This is a genomic window from Gaiella sp. (assembly GCF_035710885.1).
GTDB lineage: Bacteria > Actinomycetota > Thermoleophilia > Gaiellales > Gaiellaceae > Gaiella.
In genome coordinates, this window is record NZ_DASTCS010000040.1 from 1 (window position 1) to 18072 (window position 18072).

The following is an 18072-nucleotide window of genomic DNA, read 5'->3' on the forward strand; positions in this document are numbered from 1 at the left end:
CTCGTCGAGCTCGTTCGCGATCAGGACGCGCAAGCGCTCGACGGGCTCGGGCTTCGCCTTGTTCCTGTCCGGCACGGATCCGGATTCTGCCTCACGGCCGTGCTAGGCTCCAAGCCTGCGGGTCACGACCCGCGCGTGGGCAGGCCTCAACCCTTGGCCACCGGCGCATTGAACGTTCCTCATGAACCGGAACGGGCCAGCCTGGGCGTCCAGGCGGCGTCCAGGCTGGCGAACGTCCAACGGTTCAGCGGAGGGAAGCAGCATGACCCAGAAGTTCTCGCCAGGCACGGTCGCAGTGACCCCGGAGACGGGCGAGATCGTCGCGATCCACCTTCGAGGCGAGTTCGATCTCGCCACCACGCCCTGCGTGCTCGAGGAGGCGGAGCGGCGCCTCGACGACCACAAGCATTTGATTCTCGACCTCAACGGGGCCACGTTCATCGACTCCTCGGTGATCAACGTGATCGTCCGAGCGCACCGGACGGCGTCGGCGCGTGGGCGCGTGGCGGTGCTGGAGCTCGGCCCGAACACCGTGGTCGAGCGCGCGCTCGACATCAGCGGGATCACGCGGATCGTCCCGCGCGCCCACACCCGGGCCGACGCGATCGACACCATCCACCGAGCGACCGAGCCCGGGGCCGCCGAGCCGGAGTCGCAGGCAGCGGCCACGCAGGCGAGCGGCTCCAGGAAGAACGGCGTCTCCCTCCCATCCTGACCTGCGCCGCGGGCCGGCCCGAGAGGTGGCGCGGGTTCCGGCCCGATCACGGGCAATCCCCCGAGTAGGATCGCGGCGTGAGAATGCGCGCCGCCGTGCTCGAGGAGTTCGGCCGGCCTCTCGTCGTCCAGGAGGTCGACCTCGCCGAGCCGCGGGCGGGCGAGGCGCTCGTGCGGCTCGCGGCCTGCGGCGTCTGCCACACCGACCTCTACACCGCCTCTGGAGCCGACCCGACCGGCTATGCGCCCTGCGTGCTCGGCCACGAGGGAGCGGGCGTCGTCGAGCGCGTGGGGGAGGGCGTGACGCTCGTCCGGCCCGGCGACCACGTGATCACCCTCTTCGCGCCCGAGTGCGGCCGGTGCGTCCATTGCCGGAGCGACCGGACGAACCGCTGTGTCGCGATCCGCGACCGGCAGGGCCTCGGCTACCTCCCGGACGGCACGACCCGGCTGTCGCGGGGTGCAGAGGAGCTCCGCCACTTCATGGGCACGTCGTCCTTCGCGGAATACACCGTGATGCCCGAGATCGCGCTTGCGAAGGTCAGCCCCGAGGCGCCGCTCGAGGGCTGCGCGCCGTTCGCCTGCGGGCTCTCGACCGGGATCGGCGCGGCGCTCTACACCGCCGCCGTCCAGCCGGGTGCGACGTGCGTCGTCTTCGGTTGCGGCCTCGTCGGGCTGGGCGCCGTGATCGGCGCACGCCTTGCGGGCGCGGAGCGCATCGTCGCGATCGACCTCGCCGAGGAGCGGCTCGCCCAGGCTCGCCACCACGGCGCGACGGAGACACGTGTCGCGGGCGACGACACGGTCGACTGGATAAGGGAGGAGACCGGCGGCTTCGGAGCGGACTACACGTTCGAGGCGACCGGCAACGTGGACGTGATGCGCCAGGCCGTCGAGGCGGCGCGGGAGGCGTGGGGGCTCGCGACGATGTGCGGTGTCGCGGGCAAGGGGGAGACGCTCGACATCGTCCCCCGTCTCCTCATCACCGGCCGGCGGGTCACGGGCTCGTCGTTCGGAGGCGTGAAGGGTCGGTCGCAGGTGCCTCAGCTGGTCGATCGCTGGCTGGCGGGCGAGATCGACGCCATGTCGCTCATCTCGCATCGGATCGCTCTGGACGACGTGAATCGCGGTTTCGAGCTGATGGAGCGGCAGGACGGGATCCGGAGCGTGATCGCCTTCGAGTGACCGGCGCGTCGACGCGGATGCCGTACGGCGCCGCGGCCTCCCAGGCGAGATCGAGCTCGCTCGAGAACGCGGTGTGGCGACTGCCGAGCCAGATGGGCTCAGGGGCCCTCGCATCGGCGAGGGCCCCTGACGACGCGGGCTGCGTGACCGACGGCGGGACGCTGCCGTCGCTTCCCAGGAGCAGACCGAGTCGCACGAACGCGTTGCCCACGGCTCGCCGGAGCGGGCCGGGGTGTGACGGCCGGGCGGCTTGGTGGAGAGCCGCCACCCGGACGCCGACCAGCTCCTGACGGATCTCCGTGGCCTGTGGCTCGAGCATCGCGCGTCCTCCTCTCCGTCAAGTATCTTTAGGTGGAGCTACTTCGAATGAAGGTACACCATGGAATCACTTGACGTCAAGAAACTCGAGGTGGAGAATCCGCGTGTGGCCAAGACGCGCCCGGCGACGGAGCCCGACCAGGTCGACGTCAACCTCGAGGTGTGGGCGCGCGAGCTCCCCGATCTCGATCTCGAGACCGAGGGGGTCGTAGAGCGGATCTACAAGCTCGAGCGGTACGTCGACGCCACGATGCGCGAGACGCTCGACGCGTTCGAGCTCTCGTACGGCGAGTACAAGCTGATGATGTACCTCCGCTACGGCGGACCGCCGTACCGCGGCAAGCCCGGGAAGCTCGCCAAGCACCTCGGCCTGTCCACGGGCGCGATGACGAACCGGCTCGACAACATGGAGCGTCGCGGGCTCGTCCGGCGGCTCGACGACCCCGACGACCGGCGTGGCGTGATCGTCGAGCTCACCGATGACGGGAAGGCGCTCTGGGACCGGGCGGTGACGTCGCAGGCGGAGAAGGAGTCGATCGTCGCGACGGCGCTCGACGAAGCCGAGCGGCACGAGCTCAACGAGTTGCTGCGGCGGCTGATGAACGCCTTCGAGCGCCACCACGGCCCGCTCGCCCACAAGGGCCCGGCGCAGCCGCACGAGTAGACAGGAGACGCCGCGCAGCGCCGACTATCCTCGCGGGACGTGAACGTGACGCTCCCCGACGGTACGGCGCTCGAGCTCCCCGACGGGTCGAGCGCTCTCGACGCCGCCAGGGCGATCGGGCCGAGGCTGGCCGAGCAGGCGGTGCTCGCGCGGGTGGACGGTGAGCCTCGCGACCTCCGGCTACCGGTGCCCGACGGCGCCGCGCTGCAGATCCTCACCACCCGCGACCACGAGGACCCGGACGCGCTGTACGTGCTGCGCCACTCGGCGGCCCACCTCCTCGCGGAGGCCGTGCGCCGTCTCCACCCCGGCGTCAAGGTCGCGATCGGGCCGCCGGTGGAGAACGGCTTCTACTACGACTTCGAGTTCCCGGAGCCGATCCGCGAGGAGGATCTCGCAGCGATCGAGGACGAGATGCGGCGCGAGCTGGAGGAAGGCCGGGAGTGGCGTCGCGATTCCGTCAGCCGCGAGGAGGCGCGACAGCGCTTTCTCGCTGCCTCCGAGCCGTACAAGGTCGAGCTCGTCGACACCGCCGACGGCGACATCTCGCTCTACACGCAGGGCGACTTCACCGATCTCTGTCGCGGCCCGCACCTGCAGGACTCGGGGCCGATCAAGGCCTTCAAGCTGACGGGCCTGGCCGGCGCCTACTGGCGTGGTGACGAGAAGAACACCCAGCTGACCCGGATCTACGGGACGGCGTTCTTCACCCAGGCCGACCTCGACGCCCACCTCGAGCGGCTCGAGCAGGCGCGGGCGAACGACCATCGGCGGCTCGGCACGCAGCTCGATCTCTTCCATTTCGACGAGCACTCGCCGGGCTCTCCGTTCTGGCACCCGAAGGGGATGGCGCTCTTCAACGTGCTCGAAGACCTGCGGCGCTCCGAGAACACGCGACGGGGCTACGACGAGGTGCGAACCCCGATCATCTACGACAAGTCCCTCTGGGAGACGTCGGGGCACTGGGAGAAGTTCAGGGAGAACATGTTCCAGATCCCGGTGGACGAGCAGCATCTGTATGCCCTCAAGCCGATGAACTGCCCGGGTCACATGCTTCTCTTCCGCTCGCGGCTGCACAGCTATCGCGACCTGCCCGTCCGGTACGCCGAGGCCGGGCCGCTGCACCGCAACGAGCTCGCCGGGGCCCTGCACGGGCTGACCCGCGTGCGGTACGTGACCCAGGACGACGCGCACATCTTCTGCGCCGAGGATCAGATCGACACGGAGCTCGACGGCTCGATGGGGTACCTCCGCTACCTCTACGGGCTGTTCGGGATCGAGCCGCGCGCGGAGCTGTCGACGCGGCCCGACAACAAGCTCGGGTCGGACGAGGAGTGGGACTTCACCGAGAGCAAGCTGATCGCGGCCCTCGAGCGCCACGAGATCGAGTACTTCGTCGGAGAGGGCGAAGGGTCGTTCTACGGGCCGAAGATCGACCTGCACGCAAACGACTCGCTCGGTCGCTCGTGGCAGCTGGGCACGATCCAGCTCGACGCGCAGATGCCCGCGCGCTTCGGTCTCACCTACATGGGGGCCGACAACAGGGAGCATCCCGTGTTCGTCGTCCACCGCGCGCTCTACGGCTCCTTCGAGCGCTTCATCGGCCTCTTGCTCGAGCACTACGCCGGCGCCCTCCCGGTCTGGCTCGCGCCGGTGCAGGTGAGAGTCGTCCCGGTCGCCGAAGGCCACCACGGTGCTGCCGACGAGCTCGAGGCCGCCCTGCATGCGAGCGACGTACGGGTGGAGGTCGACGCGCGCGCCGAGACGCTCGGGAAGCGGATCCGCGACGCGGAGCTGCAGAAGGTGCCGTACGTCGTCGTCTGGGGCGACCGCGAGACCCGTGAGGCGATGGCCGTCCGCCGTCGCGGGGGAGAGGGGGTCTCGACGCTCTCTCTGGAGGAGCTGGTCGACGAGATCGCCGAGCAGTCGCCGCCGCGCAACTGAAGGATCGTTCTGCGGATTTCTGCTTGCGAACAGGGGACGGCCTGCTATGTTCCTTGCCTGCAAAGCAGGAGCGGCATCGCCCCTCACCTCGCCGGCTACGCGCCGCGCGAGGTTCAACCGAGTCGGTTCCGACGAGGGAATGCCGCCGCTGCATGCAGTGGCGTTTCCACGAAGAAGGAGGATCGACTCGGCTTGGTGAACTGCCTTTGAGACCGCGGCGTCGTCCCGAGGACAGGACGCGTCCCGTCGTCCAGCAGGATCGGATCAACGAGCAGATCCGCGTGCCGCGGGTCAGGCTCGTGGGCGAGGACGGGGAGCAGATCGGGATCAAGGACACCAAGGAGGCGCTCGAGTACGCGTACGCGCGCAACCTCGACCTCGTCGAGGTGGCGGCGCAGGCCGACCCTCCGGTCGCCCGCGTCATGGATTACGGCAAGTGGCGCTACGAGCAGGAGCAGCGGGCGAAGCAGGCACGCAAGCACCAGTCGACGATCAATATCAAGGAGATCAAGTTCCGGCCGAAGATCGGCGACCACGACTACGAGACCAAGAAGGGTCACGTCGTCCGCTTCCTCAACCAGCGGGCGAAGGTCAAGGTCACGATCATGTTCCGGGGGCGGGAGAACCTCCACCCGGAGCGGGGTCGGATGCTCCTCGAGCGACTGGCGGAGGACGTCAAGGAGCTCGGGGCGGTCGAGCAGCAGCCCACACTCGACGGCCGGAACATGGTGATGGTGCTTGGGCCGACGAAGAATGCAGGAGTGAAACGAGATGCCGAAGGTGAAGACAGGGAGCGGAGCGAAGAAGCGGTTCAAGGTGAGCGGGGCGGGCAAGCTCCAGCGCCGCCACGCGATGAAGAGCCACAACCTCACGAAGAAGTCGTCGAAGCGTAAGCGCGACTTCGGCAAGAGCCATCCCGTCGCGCGGGTCGACGTGAAGGCCGTGAAGAAGCTCCTGGGGATGAAGTAGCGATGGCGAGGGTGAAGCGCTCCGTCCACGCGCGCAAGAAGCGCCGCAAGGTGCTCGACCAGGCCAAGGGCTACTACGGCCGCAAGAGCACGCACTACCGCTACGCGAAGGAGCAGGTCGAGCACTCGCTCGTCTACGCCTACCGTGACCGGCGCAACAAGAAGCGGAACTTCCGCTCGCTCTGGATCGTCCGCATCAACGCGGCCGCCCGGGCGAACGGGCTGTCGTACAACCAGTTCATGAACGGCGTCCACAAGGCGGGGATCGAGCTCGACCGCAAGTCGCTGGCCGATCTCGCCGTCGTCGACCCCGCCGCGTTCACGGCGGTGGCGGAGCAGGCGAAGGCCGCGCTCGGCTCGACCGACGGCGACGCGGAAGCCGCCTGAGGCAGGTACCCGGGCCTGGCGGAGCCGGCGAGAGCGTGCGGGACGTCTTCCGCCGCCAGGCGGAGCACTTCGAGGCGCTCGGCTCGCCGGTCTACGCCCGGCTGGCCGAGCGCCTCGCGCTCGACCCCTCGCCGGTCGAGCCCATCCTCGGCGACGACGACGCCTGGGATGCGCCGCTCCGGCTGTTCGGAGCCGTCCACTACCTCGTGCTCTCCGAGGCGGCGCCCGACGCGCTGAGCGGGCGCTGGGAGGACTTCGCCGCCGCGCTGGTCGCGCACCAGGACGCTCTCCGGCGCCGCGTCGCGACCCAGGGTGTCCAGACGAACGAGGTGCAGCGCTGCACGTTCGTGCTCCCGGCGCTCCTTGCCGCGGCCGCCGAGACGCGACTCCCGCTCGAGCTCCTCGAGCTGGGCCCGAGCGCCGGCCTCAACCTCCTCGCCGATCGCTACCGGTACCGCTACGCGAACGGTCCGTGGGGGCCGGAGGACGCCCGTCTCGAGCTCGTCGTGGAGGAGCGAGGGGGTCGCGTCCCGGCCGGGCTCCTCGCCGAAGAGCTCGTCGTGCGACGCCGCCGAGGGATCGATCTTGCCCCCGTCGACTCGACGACGCGCGACGGGTATCTGCTGCTGCGGAGCTTCCTCTGGCCCGGTCTCGACCAACGCCTCGAGCGCCTCGAGGCTGCCGCCGCGACGCTTCGGGAGCTGCCGGAGCGGCCGGAGCTGATCCGTGGGGACTTCGTGCGATCGCTGCCCGCGTTGCTCGACGAGCGCCCGGCCGACGCGCTCACCGTCGTCTTCGAGACGTTCTCGGCCATCTTCCTCCCCGCGGAGACGGCGGCCGAGCTCGAGAGGGCTCTCGACACGGCGGGCGCGGACGGTCGGCCTCTGGCCTGGGTCTCGGTCGTGCACGGAGGCGACGATCCGACCCACGGGGACTTCGAGCTGGAGCTGCGGATCTGGCCCGGCCCTGCGCGGCTCGCCGCACGCGTCGATCCCCACGGCAACTGGCTCGACTGGCGCCTGTGAGACTGTCCCGCGCGTGATCACCTCGCGCGACAACGAGACGCTCAAGCTCGTGCGCAAGCTCCTCGGCCAGCGGAAGCACCGTGAGGAGACGGGCTTGTTCGCCGTCGAGGGAGAGGATCTCGTCGACGCCGCGCGGAATGCGGGAATCCGTCCGGTCCACCTGCTGGTCGCGGGCGAGACGGTCGACGCCGAGCTCCTGGCGCGCGTGTCGATGCTGCCGCACCCGGGACGAGTGATCGGCGTCTACCGGCGCAGCGACCTGCCCACGGAGGCACGCGACACCTGCCTCGCGCTCTGGCATCTCGCCGACCCAGGGAACGTCGGCACGCTCGTGCGTACGGCAGACGCTTTCGGCGCCTGTGTCGCCCTGTCCGACGGGTGTGCCGACCCGCTCTCGCCCAAGGCGTTGCGGGCGTCGGTCGGAGCGATCTTCCGCGTCCCTCAGGTCGGGTGGGACGAACGCCCCGGCGCGTGCGTCGCGCTCGCCGCGCACGGCGGGGCACCGTTGCACGAGGTCGACCTCTCCCCGCCCGTGACCTTCCTGCTCGGCGCCGAGCGCGAAGGTCTGCCGGAGCCGCAGCGTGCCGGCTGCCTCGAGGTGACCGTCCCGCTGCCCGGCGCGGCGGAGTCGCTCAACGTCGCCGCGGCCGGCGCGATTGCGCTCTACGAGCTCACCCGCGCGCGCCCGCGCGGGTCGGGCCGGGGATAGGGGTCTCCGATGCAGCCGTGGAGGACACGCTCGCGTCGCACCGTTCTCGATCTGAGCCCGTGGGTCTCGGTCGAGACCCACGTCGTGGAGCTGCCGGACGGGCAGGTGATCGAGGACTGGCCGTGGCTCGAGTCGCGCGACTACGTCAACGTCGTCGCGCTGAACGGGGACGAGCGCTTTCTCATCTTCCGGCAGACGAAGTACGCGGTGCGCGGCAGCACGCTCGCGCCGATCGGCGGCTACGTCGAGCCGGGCGAGGAGCCTCTGGCGACCGCGCACCGGGAGCTCCTGGAGGAGAGCGGACACGAGGCCGACGACTGGACGGCGCTCGGGCACTACGTCGTCGACGGCAACCGCGGCTTCGGGACCGGCCACCTCTACCTGGCCCGGCGCGCGCGGCACGTTGCGGACCCGGCGGCGGACGACCTCGAGGAACAGGAGCTGCTCACCCTGAGCCGCGCCGAGGTCGAGGACGCCCTCCTCGCAGGGGAGTTCAAGGTGATGTCGTGGGCGGCGGCGGTAGCACTCGCGCTCCTCGCCACGCGTCACGGCTGACGAGCCGTCCGCTCAACCGAACCCCCCGCCGCCTCCTCCTCCACCGCCGCCCCCGCCGCCCGAGAAGCCCCCGCCGCCTCCGCCCGAGCCCGACGAGGGTGGAGCGAGCGCGGAGCCGAAGCCCGATGCCAGGTCGCCGATCGACATCGCAGAGGCACCGCCGCCCAGATCGCCGTAACCGGAGATCCAGTAGACCGAGCTCGCCTGCGCCAGCGCCTCCGGCATCGCCATGTGCGCCGCCTGCAGCACGCGGTCGGCGATGCCGAACGCGATCCCGTAGACGAGCAGCCGCTCCCAGAGCTCGAGCGTCGCGGGCGGCGCCTCCTGGAGGCGCGGGAAGTCCTGCAGATAGCGGCGAAAGGCATCCCAGCGCTCGGCCTCGAGGGCCGCCTCCTTCGTTCTGCGGCGCCAGAGCTTTCGGCGCGTCGAGGCGCCGAGCAGGACAGCCGCGTTGACGAAAGCGGCGACTGCGACGCCGAGCAGCACGACGTCGCTCCAGCGGGGGTAGACCGTCCGCCAGCCGTCGATCGCGATGAACGCGAGCAGGGCACCGATCGCCGCGAAGACGATCATCCCCACGACCAGCGGCACGAGCCCGATCGAGCGGAACCAGCCGAGGTTGGCGACCTCGCCCGAGGCGGCCGCCTTGAAGCCCTCGAAGCGGGGTGCCATCGCGGTGCGCTCGCCTTCGATCTCCTCCCGGAACTCGGACAGGCGCCGCTTGCCTCCGTCGAGCACGTTGTTCACGACGGAGTCGACCGACTTCTCCCACGTCGTCAGCTCGACCGGTTCGCCCTTCGAGAGCTCGAGGTCGGAGACCCGCTCCGTGCGGAGGCCCGCCCAGATGCTCCGCTCCGTCGTGACGTGCTCGGCCTGGTAGTGGCCGCGCCGGATCAGGTCGAACAGCGTCGCGGTGAACTCGAAGGATCCCGCCTCGCCGCCCTGGCGCAGCAGCGTGGGCACGAGCGCCGGAGCGGTGTCGGTCGGCGGCTCCTGCTCGTACTCGCGGTCGTAGCCCGTCTCGAGCTCGCGCCCGAAGCGCCAGAAGACCAGCGTCACGATCGCGAGGGCGGGGAGCACCCCGAGGGCGAGGAGGATCAGCGCCGTGCGCCACGGGTGGGCCTTGGCGTCGTCGATCCGCTCCCTGTCGCGCTCGTAGGCCTCGGCGTCTGCCAATTCTTCGGCCGTGATCCGCTCCAGGCCGTTCCCCTCGCGGACGCGCATCCCGTCCGTCGAGCTGAAGGCCTCGCGCGGATAGAGGGCGCGCAGCTCGACGAACTGACCGGCGTCCACGTCGAGCGCGCGCAGCAGGGCCCGCGGCCCCTCGAGCGTCACGTCGCCCCTGACCCAGACCGGGTGCCCCCAGGCCCTGACCACGTCGCCGGGGCCGAGCATCGTCGCCGTGAGTCGGCCGAGGCGTTGCTCCCACTCGTCACCCCAGACCTTCAGGTTCACGTCGACGACGTCGTCGTAGCCGACCGTGAGCCCGGCGATCCGATAGTGGATCCGGAACGTGCGCTGCTCGAAGCCGTTCGCCTGGAAGCGCCAGACGACGCGCACGCGGCCGCCGAGGTCGGCGACGCCGAACGTCCCGGGAGGGCCGCCGGGCTCGAGCTCGGTCGACGCGCCCGGCTGGAACGCGCGCCCGTTCTCCGTCACGCCGATCTCGTCGATCCGCTCTCCGGAGCGGTAGGGGATCTCACGGAACCCGTAGGTGAACGAGCCCGAGAACGCGACGGTGATGGCCTCGTCGACGGCGACGGAGCCGTTGGGCCGGACGGTCGCCTGGACGTCGCTCGAGACGAGCTCGTACGTCTGGCCCTGCGCGACCCCGGTGAGGGTGAGCGCGGCGAGAACCGTCGCCGCGAGCGCGAGCGCAGTACCTCTAGGACGTACCACCGGGCGCGCCGGAGCTGCCTGCGCCGGGCTCGGCGGGCGAGGCGGGGGGCGCGGTGGGCGCGGCTCCCTGGGTGAAGTCGACCTGTGGCGCCCCGCGCTGCGTCTCGTCCGTCTCGAAGAACTCCCGCTTGGTGAAGTTGAACGGCCCCGCGAGCACGACGCCCGGGAACGTCTGGATCGCGTTGTTGTACGTGAGGACTGTGTCGTTGTACACCTGGCGCGACACCGCGATCCGGTTCTCCGTCCCGGCCAGCTCGTCCTGCAGCTGGCGGAAGTTCTCGTCCGCCTGCAGCTCGGGGTAGGCCTCGGCGACGGCGAACAGTCGCCCCAGTGCCTGGCCGAGGATCCCCTCGGCCGCCGCGGTCTCGGCGGGGCCCTGCGCCCGCTGTGCGTTGGCGCGCGCCTCGGTCACGGCCTCGAAGGTGCCGCGCTCGTGCTCTGCGTAGCCCTTGACGGTCTCGACGAGGTTCGGGATCAGGTCCCAGCGCCGCTTGAGCTGCACCTCGATCTGGGCCCACGCGTTGTCGACGCGGTTCCGTAGCCGGACGAACCGGTTGTAGAGCGCGATCAGGGCCACGACGATCAGCCCGACGACGACGAGCAGGATGATGATCCAGAGCATCGCGGGCGATCCTACGCGGCGCGCGAGGGGCGCGTCCACCGGCCCCTGTAGCATCGCCCCTCCCGATGGCCAGCGCGCGCGTCTCCCGGATCAACGTCACGCCCGTCAAGAGCCTTCGCCTGAACCATCCGGAGGAGATCGTGCTGGGCCCGGACGGGGCCCGCGAGGACAGGCGCTTCCTCCTCGTCGACGACGCTCGCCGGCTCTACAACGGCAAGCGGGACACCATGCTCGTGCGCGCATCGGCGACGTGGGATCCGGATTCGAGGCTGCTCGCGGTGACGCTTCCCTCCGGGGAGCTGCTCGAGGCCGAGGTCGTGCGCTCGGGGCCGCTGGTCGTGGCGGTGTACGGACGGGAGGTCGGAGGACACGTGGTCGAGGGCCCGTGGGCAGACGCGCTGTCCGATCTCGTCGGCCGCTCGCTGACCCTCGTCGAGCGAGACGACGGCGCCTGGGCGACCGACTCGCGCCCGGCGACCCTTGTCTCGCGCTCGTCCGTCGGCCTGATCGACGGGGACGGGCGCCGTTTCCGGATGCTGCTCGAGCTCGACGGTCTCGACGCGCTCGAGGAGGAGCGGTGGCGCGATCGTCGGGTACGGGCCGGCGAGGCGACGCTGCTCGTCGGTGTTCCGACGCCTCGCTGCGCCGTTCCCTCGGCCAGCCCGGATACGGGGCGGCGCGACCGGGACGTCCTCCGCGAGCTGCTCGACCGCCGCGGCCCTGTCGACGGGGAGGCCTGTCTCGGCGTCTACGCGGAGGTGCTCGAGCCGGGCGTCGTGCGCGTGGGCGACGCCGTCGAGCTCGTGTAGCCGGCGTCACCGATGTCCGACCCGAAGGGTCGGCCCCGGGGTCGGGTTCAGCCTGAGGTGTCCGACCGACGTCGAGTACCGGAAGCACGTCCGGCGCTCGCACGCGGGCGCCGGCAGACCCAGATCTGGTCCTCACCTCCGTCGTACGGCCGCCGGTCGAACCAGCCGTACAGGTCGACGGCCTCGAGGCCCGCCTGCTCGACGAGGTGATTCCACTCCGGCGCCGAGAGCCAGTGCAGCTCCATCGTCGCAGCGTGCTCGTGGCTCCGCACCGTGAGAGTGAGGGTCCTCTCCCGAGCGTCCCAGTCCGCGCGCTCGAAGATGCCGGGCTCCCGCTCCAGCCACAGCCCGTCGGTCTCCTCGATGTCTTCCTCGCTCGGCGCGAACACGTCGAAGACGAGCCGGCCGTCGGGATCGAGCAGCGCCGCGGCGGCGGAGAGGGCGCGGAGCTTCTGCTCCTCGTCCACCATGTGGAGGAGCGAGCGGAAAGGGATGGCGACCAGCGGGACGCTCTCCGTGACGGGCGGCTCCCGCAGGTCGCCGACGCGGAGGTCGACGAGGTGCCCGACAGCCTCGCGCTCGGCGTACTGCCGGGCCAGCCCGAGCATCCCGGGCGACTCGTCGACCCCGATCACGCGCACGCCCGCTCGTGCCACCGGGACGGCGATCCGCCCCGTGCCCACGGCGAGCTCGACGACCGGGCCGCCCGAGGCCACGGCCTCCTCGACGTAGAAGTCGACGTCCTCGGTCACCGACCTCGACCAGGGGTCGTAGATCCCGGCAATCCGGTCGTAGAGCGCGTCGTCGCTCACGGCCGTCGAGTCACGTACACGAACTCACGGCTCGTCTCGTCGAAGGGTGTCCCGTCGAACCAGCCGTACAGCGCCTCGATCTCGAGCCCGGCCTCGGCGACCGCCGCCTCCCACTCGTCGCGGTCGACCCACCAGAGCCGGACGGTCGCATCGTTCTCGAGCGTCAGGTCGATCCGCCGCTCGGCGTAGTCGTACGTCGACCGGTTTCTCACACCCTGCTCCACGCGCCAGACCCCGTCGATCTCCTGCGCGATCGCGGGATCGAACACGAACGCGTTCCAGGCGAACCGGCCGCCGGGGACGAGGACGCTCCGCACACGCCGCATCAAATCCACCCGCGCGTCGTGGCCGGGGAGGTGGAGCATCGCCCTGAAGGGGCAGATCACGAGATCCGTCGACTGCTCGAGCGTGAGCTCCCGCATGTCCCCCTGGCGCAGGTCGAGCTCGACGCCGGCATCCGCTGCGCGTCGACGTGCCAGGCCCAGCATCTCCGACGACACGTCGATCCCGATCACCCGCCGGCCCGTCTGCTCGGCGATCGGAACCGCCACGCGTCCGGTACCCACCGCCAGCTCCACGACCGGTCCCCGTGATTTCTCGGCGAGCGCGACGTAGAACGGGACGTCCTCCGTCATACCGGCGGCGAACTGGTCGTAGATGGAGGCGAAGCCGTCGTAGTCGCTCACGGAGCTCATCGTAGGGCGAGATATATCCCGCCCCTGCCCGACGCGGGGCGATACCCTCGTCGTCCGATGGACGTCGAGGCGCTCGAGCAGGCGGCCCTCGCGGCGGTCGCCGCCGCGAGGTCGACCGACGCGATCGAGGCCGTGCGCGTCGAGTATCTCGGTCGCAAGAGCGCGCTCAAGCTCGCCCTGCGCGAGGTGCGCGACCGCGAGACCGGGATGACCCTGAACGCGGCGCGGGAGCGGGTCGAGTCCGCGGTGGCGGCGCGCGAGGCCGAGCTCCAGCGGGCCGAGCTCGACCGGCGCCTGAGCGAGGAGCGCGTCGACGTGACGCTTCCTCTCGGCGGCTACCCGCGGGGCCGTCTCCACCTGATCACACAGATCCGCCGTGAGGTGGAGGACGTCTTCCTGGGCCTCGGCTACCGCGTGGTCGACGGGCGCGAGGTGGAGACGACGCACTACAACTTCGACGGGCTCAACTTCCCGCCGGGCCACCCGGCCCGCTCACGGCTCCACTCGCTCTTCATCGACGACGACACGCTGCTGCGCACCGAGACGTCGCCGTCGCAGATCCGCACGATGGAGGCGGAGCAGCCGCCGATCTACATCGTCTCGCTCGGCCGTGTGTATCGCCGCGACACGCCCGACGCGACCCACACCCCCGTCTTCCATCAGGTCGAGGGGCTCGCGGTCGACGAGGGCATCACCCTCGCCGACCTCACGGGAACGCTCGACTTCCTCCTCAAGGCGCTGTTCGGTCAGGGTCGGAGGACGCAGTTCCGCACGCACTACTTCCCGTTCACCGAGCCGTCGATCGAGGCGTACGTCTCCTGTCACGTCTGCGACGGGGCGGGCTGTCCGGTTTGTCGCCACTCGGGGTGGATCGAGGTCGGCGGCGCCGGGATGGTAGATCCGAAGCTCTTCGAGTTCGTCGGCTACGACGCGGAGCGCTACTCGGGCTTCGCGTTCGGCTGGGGACTCGAGCGGATCGCCATGCTCCGTCACGAGTTCCCGGACCTCCGGGAGCTCTGGCGCAACGACCTTCGCTTCTCGAGGCAGTTCTAGCCCGATGCGCGTACCCCTCTCCTGGCTGCGCGAATACGTCGAGACCGACGCGACCGCGCACGAGATGGCGCGACGGCTCTCGATCTCGGCGCTCGAGGTCGACCGGGTGATCGACGTCGGCGTTCCCGACGAGGGCGACAACCTGGGTCGCTTCGTGGTCGGACGCGTGCTGTCCGCCGATCCGCACCCGAACGCCGACCGCCTGCAGCTCTGCCAGGTCGACGTCGGCAACCCCGAGCCGCAGCAGATCGTCTGCGGCGCCTGGAACTTCGGGGTCGGCGCGACCGTGGCCGTGGGACTCCCCGGTGCGCTCCTGCCGGGCTTTCCCGGGCCGCTCGAGGAACGCCCCCTGCGGGGGCAGATGTCGCGCGGGATGATCCTCGCGGAGGACGAGATCGGCCTCGGCGCCGACCATGCGGGGATCATGCTGCTGCCGGGCGGCCTCGAGCCGGGCTCGCCGCTGGCCGAGGCGCTGCCCCTCGTCGACCAGGTGCTCGACGTGACCCCGACGATGAATCGCCCCGACCTCCTGTCCATGGTCGGCATCGCGCGCGAGGTCGCCGCGCTGCTCGACGGCGCGCTCCGTCCGCCGGACCCGGACGACCCGCCCGTCAGGGGCGGCGATTCGCTCGACGTGCGGGTCGAGGATCTCGGCGGCTGCCCGCGCTACATCGGCCGCGTCTTCCGGGACGTCGCGGTCGGGCCGTCGCCCCAGTGGCTGCGGAGCCGTCTCCATCTCGCGGGCATGCGCTCGATCTCCAACGTCGTGGACGTCACCAACTACGTGATGCACGTGTGGGGGAGCCCGCTGCACGCCTTCGACCGCGCTCTCCTCGCGGGGGGCCGGATCGTCGTGCGCCGCGCGCGCGAGGGCGAGACGCTCCGCACGCTCGACGGCACGCTGCGCGAACTCCTCCCGAGCGACCTGCTGATCACCGACGGCGAGCGGCCGGTGGCGCTCGCCGCGATCATGGGCGGCCTCGAGTCGGAGGTCTCCGACGAGACGACGGAGGTGCTCCTCGAAGCGGCGAACTTCGAGCCGATCGGCGTCCTCCGCACCTCCGAGCGCCTCGCCGTGCGCACCGAGGGGTCGAACAAGTGGGAGAAGGGCGTCGACCCGCATGCCGCAGAGCCGGCGGCGGCGCTCGCGAGCAGGCTGCTCGTCGACCTCACCGGCGCGGAGGTGACGGCTTCCGTGGACGTCCACGACGGCCTACCCGGGCGACCCGTCGTCGAGCTCAGGCCCGAGCACGCGAGCCGGCTGATCGGGCTCGACGTCCCGGAGGACGAGCAGCGGTCGATCCTGGAGCGCCTCGAGCTCGAGGTGGATGATGCGTGGCAGGTCACCGTGCCGACGTTCCGTGCCCGCGACGTCACGCGCGAGATCGATCTCGTGGAGGAAATCGCGCGCGTCGTCCTCGACCGCGTTCCCCACACGATGCCGCTCCGCCGCGCCGTCGCCGGCCACCTCACGCCGGAGCAGCGGCTCCGGCGGGCACTCGAGGATGTCCTCGTCGGCATGGGCTTCGCCGAGGCGTACACGTGGAGTCTGACGCCCTCCGACCCGAACCCGGACGCACTGCGGCTGCCCGACCCGATGAGCGGTGACCACGCCGTGCTGCGCACGACCCTGCTCCATGGGCTCGTCGAGGCGGCACGGGTCAACGTGGACGCGGGCAACGAGAGGATTCGCGTCTTCGAGCTGGCTCGCGTCTACCTTCCCGCCGACGGGCAGCTTCCCGAGGAGCGGTGGCACCTGGGGGGGATCGCCGAGGGTGGCTTCGAGGCCGTCCGCCGGGCGGTCGAGACCGTCTACGAAGCGTTCCACCTCCCGCTCGTCGTGACCCGTACGGCCCTCGACCACCTCCACCCGGGGAAGGCCGCGGTGACCGAGGCAGGCTGGCTCGGCGAGCTGCACCCGTCGCTGCTGGAAGGTGAGTGGGGAGCGTTCGAGCTGGATGTCGCCGAGCTGATGGCGCCGCTGCCCGAGCGAATCCTCTACGAGGACGTGATCACGTACCCGGCCAATCGGCAGGACATCGCCATCGCCGTCTCCGAGGACGTGGAGGCCGCGGCGATCGTGGGCGTCGCGCGCGAAGCGGGCGGTGCCGAGCTGCGGGAGGCGCGTGTCTTCGACGTCTACCGCGGCGACCAGGTGGGGGAGGGGCGGAAATCCGTCGCGCTCCATCTCGTCTTCCAGGCGCCCGACCGCACCCTCACCGACGAGGAGGTCGCCGCGTCTCGGTCGACGATCGTGGCCGCGCTCGCCGAGCGCCTCGGCGCCGAGTTGCGGGCGTAGAAAACCGATCCGCGCGGCCGTGCGTACGAAGGGGGCATGAGGCGCTCGCGCACGGTAGGGGTCTTCGGGCTCGCAGCGCTCGTGCTCGCCGGGGTCGCGGGAGCACAGGAGACGAAGCTCTTCGGCACCGTCGGCCCCGGCTTCACGATCAGCCTCCGAGATGCGCAGGGTCAGCCGGTGACGAGACTCGACCCGGGCGAGTTCGAGATCCAGGTCGACGACCGCTCGGCGGAGCACAATTTCCACCTGCGTGGTCCGGGAGTCGACGTCTCGACCGCCGTCGAGACGACCGGCGAGCAGACGTTCAAGGTGACGCTCGTCGACGGCCGGTACACCTTCGTGTGCGATCCCCACGCACCGGTGATGCGGGGGGCTTTCGACGTCGGCGCGTCTACCACGCCTCCACCGCCTCCACCGCCGCCCCCTCCCGCACCGGCACCGACGGCGACCCCTTCGGCAAAGGTCGGTGCGCGGCTGACGCTCGCCGTGGGGCCCGGCGCGACGATCTCGTTGAAGACCGCGGCGGGGAAGCGCGTGACGCTCCTCCGCCCCGGCGCCTACACGGTGGTCGCGCGTGACCGGTCGAAGATCCACAACGCGCGTCTGCGCGGAGCCGGCGCCGCGAAGGTCACGGGTGTCGGCTTCGTCGGGACGAGGACGTGGCGCGTCGTCCTCCGCAAGGGCACGCTCGTCGTGCAGTGCGACCCGCACAAGGCGAACATGCGGGCGACCGTCAGAGTCGCCTGAGCCGACGCGCTACAGCGCCTTGCCGCCCACGTACCAGACGGCGCCCTGCGTGGCGACGTTGTCGGCGTCGGAGACGAGGCGCAGCACCGACACCGTGCCCGGGATCCCCTCCTCGTCGAGGCGCTCGAAGCAGCGCCGGGCCATCTCCGGCGAGACGCCGTAGCCCGCCCGACGCGCGCAACGGAAGGTGAAGCCGACACGTTCCCGGTCACGCGTCGGGTTGAGCGGGGCACAGACGAGGGCCGCACGCGGAAGGAGGGCGCTCGACCCGAGCTCGAGGAAGCAGAGGATCTCGCTCCAGTCCGCCGGAAGCTCCGCGAGCGCGGCGTCCCAGCCCTCCGGCAGCGACGCCCCGCGCTCCCCCTCGGCAGCCTCGCGCAGTTCGGGCGGGGCGACGTCGATCTCGGCCTGCTCGAGGAGGCACCAGATGCGCGTTTCGTCGAGGCGGCGGAACAGACGTCTCGCCGCCTCGGGACCGGACGGGCCGCCGCCACGGCGAACGGAGAAGGCGAGATGGTCACCGACACGTCCGACGGTCATCGGCGCGAGGATCCTCGCCGCCTCCGACAGCTCGTCGGGTTGCTCGGTGCGGAGCCGGAGCGCGACCGACTCCCAGTCGCGGGGGAGGCGCCGCTCGATGGCGCCCCACTGATCCACCAGCTTCACG

Annotated in this window: 18 protein-coding genes and 1 pseudogene; 14 read left to right on the forward strand and 5 right to left on the reverse strand. The window is 70.9% G+C overall.

Translation table 11 applies throughout. From position 1 onward, the window contains the following. Positions 1–262: 262 nt before the first annotated feature. The 10 genes and pseudogenes from VFO26_RS09245 to VFO26_RS09290 all read left to right on the forward strand — a co-directional run bounded on the left by VFO26_RS09245 (position 263) and on the right by VFO26_RS09290 (position 8469). The gene (locus tag VFO26_RS09245; protein ID WP_325114671.1) at positions 263–715 is read left to right on the forward strand and encodes an STAS domain-containing protein; all 453 of its coding nucleotides are present in this window, start codon (positions 263–265) and stop codon (positions 713–715) included. 77 nt (positions 716–792) lie between these two features. Further along, entirely contained in the window at positions 793–1899 is a 1107-nt protein-coding gene (locus VFO26_RS09250) for an alcohol dehydrogenase catalytic domain-containing protein (protein ID WP_349259068.1), read from the forward strand. A gap of 424 nt (positions 1900–2323) precedes the next feature. Then, a complete protein-coding gene (locus VFO26_RS09255) occupies positions 2324–2881 on the forward strand; it encodes a MarR family winged helix-turn-helix transcriptional regulator (protein WP_325114672.1) in 558 nt (185 codons plus the stop codon). 39 nt (positions 2882–2920) lie between these two features. Then, on the forward strand, positions 2921–4825 hold the full coding sequence (gene thrS, locus VFO26_RS09260) for a threonine--tRNA ligase (protein ID WP_325114673.1): 1905 nt from the start codon (positions 2921–2923) through the stop codon (positions 4823–4825). 152 nt (positions 4826–4977) lie between these two features. Continuing rightward, positions 4978–5718 (forward strand): translation initiation factor IF-3, encoded by a 741-nt coding sequence (infC, locus tag VFO26_RS09265; protein ID WP_414653076.1) that lies wholly within the window; start codon positions 4978–4980, stop codon positions 5716–5718. Next, a pseudogene (locus tag VFO26_RS09270) lies at positions 5660–5794 on the forward strand (large ribosomal subunit protein bL35); the annotation flags it as partial. The gene infC and the pseudogene VFO26_RS09270, both read left to right, overlap by 59 nt. Positions 5795–5796: 2 nt before the next feature. After that, positions 5797–6180 carry a 50S ribosomal protein L20 gene (gene rplT, locus VFO26_RS09275; RefSeq protein ID WP_325114675.1) on the forward strand — a complete coding sequence of 128 codons (384 nt, stop codon included), beginning with the start codon at positions 5797–5799 and terminating at the stop codon, positions 6178–6180. Between the two features lie 35 nt (positions 6181–6215). Then, positions 6216–7205: a DUF2332 domain-containing protein gene (locus VFO26_RS09280; protein WP_325114676.1), complete on the forward strand. Its 990-nt coding sequence runs from the start codon at positions 6216–6218 to the stop codon at positions 7203–7205. A gap of 13 nt (positions 7206–7218) precedes the next feature. Next, positions 7219–7914 carry an RNA methyltransferase gene (locus VFO26_RS09285; protein ID WP_325114677.1) on the forward strand — a complete coding sequence of 232 codons (696 nt, stop codon included), beginning with the start codon at positions 7219–7221 and terminating at the stop codon, positions 7912–7914. A gap of 9 nt (positions 7915–7923) precedes the next feature. Then, positions 7924–8469: an NUDIX hydrolase gene (locus VFO26_RS09290; RefSeq protein WP_325114678.1), complete on the forward strand. Its 546-nt coding sequence runs from the start codon at positions 7924–7926 to the stop codon at positions 8467–8469. 12 nt (positions 8470–8481) lie between these two features. Here the strand turns inward: VFO26_RS09290 and VFO26_RS09295 are convergent, their stop codons facing one another. Further along, on the reverse strand, positions 8482–10368 hold the full coding sequence (locus VFO26_RS09295; RefSeq protein ID WP_325114679.1) for a DUF2207 domain-containing protein: 1887 nt from the start codon (positions 10366–10368) through the stop codon (positions 8482–8484). Then, a complete protein-coding gene (locus tag VFO26_RS09300) occupies positions 10355–10990 on the reverse strand; it encodes a LemA family protein (protein ID WP_325114680.1) in 636 nt (211 codons plus the stop codon). The genes VFO26_RS09295 and VFO26_RS09300 overlap by 14 nt, the downstream gene beginning before the upstream one ends. 65 nt (positions 10991–11055) lie before the next feature. On the opposite strand from VFO26_RS09300, the gene VFO26_RS09305 reads away from it, so the two are divergent. Next, entirely contained in the window at positions 11056–11799 is a 744-nt protein-coding gene (locus VFO26_RS09305) for an MOSC domain-containing protein (RefSeq protein ID WP_325114681.1), read from the forward strand. A 47-nt stretch (positions 11800–11846) separates the two neighbouring features. On the opposite strand, the gene VFO26_RS09310 is transcribed toward VFO26_RS09305, so the two are convergent. Together VFO26_RS09310 and VFO26_RS09315 are read right to left on the reverse strand one after the other, a co-directional pair. Continuing rightward, positions 11847–12611 (reverse strand): class I SAM-dependent methyltransferase, encoded by a 765-nt coding sequence (locus tag VFO26_RS09310; RefSeq protein WP_325114683.1) that lies wholly within the window; start codon positions 12609–12611, stop codon positions 11847–11849. Further along, complete coding sequence (locus tag VFO26_RS09315) at positions 12608–13297, reverse strand: class I SAM-dependent methyltransferase (protein WP_325114684.1); 690 nt, start codon at positions 13295–13297, stop codon at positions 12608–12610. Before VFO26_RS09315 ends, VFO26_RS09310 begins: the two co-directional genes overlap by 4 nt. Before the next feature lie 66 nt (positions 13298–13363). Between VFO26_RS09315 and pheS the strand changes: the two genes are divergently transcribed. Genes pheS through VFO26_RS09330 form a run of 3 tightly spaced genes read left to right on the forward strand, consistent with a single transcriptional unit; the run spans position 13364 to position 17405 of the window. Further along, positions 13364–14359 carry a phenylalanine--tRNA ligase subunit alpha gene (gene pheS, locus VFO26_RS09320; RefSeq protein WP_325114685.1) on the forward strand — a complete coding sequence of 332 codons (996 nt, stop codon included), beginning with the start codon at positions 13364–13366 and terminating at the stop codon, positions 14357–14359. 4 nt (positions 14360–14363) lie between these two features. Further along, complete coding sequence (gene pheT / locus VFO26_RS09325; RefSeq protein ID WP_325114686.1) at positions 14364–16658, forward strand: phenylalanine--tRNA ligase subunit beta; 2295 nt, start codon at positions 14364–14366, stop codon at positions 16656–16658. A gap of 36 nt (positions 16659–16694) precedes the next feature. After that, complete coding sequence (locus tag VFO26_RS09330; RefSeq protein WP_325114687.1) at positions 16695–17405, forward strand: hypothetical protein; 711 nt, start codon at positions 16695–16697, stop codon at positions 17403–17405. 9 nt (positions 17406–17414) lie between these two features. Here the strand turns inward: VFO26_RS09330 and VFO26_RS09335 are convergent, their stop codons facing one another. Beyond that, complete coding sequence (locus VFO26_RS09335; RefSeq protein ID WP_325114688.1) at positions 17415–18071, reverse strand: hypothetical protein; 657 nt, start codon at positions 18069–18071, stop codon at positions 17415–17417. Between the last annotated feature and the right edge of the window lies 1 nt (position 18072).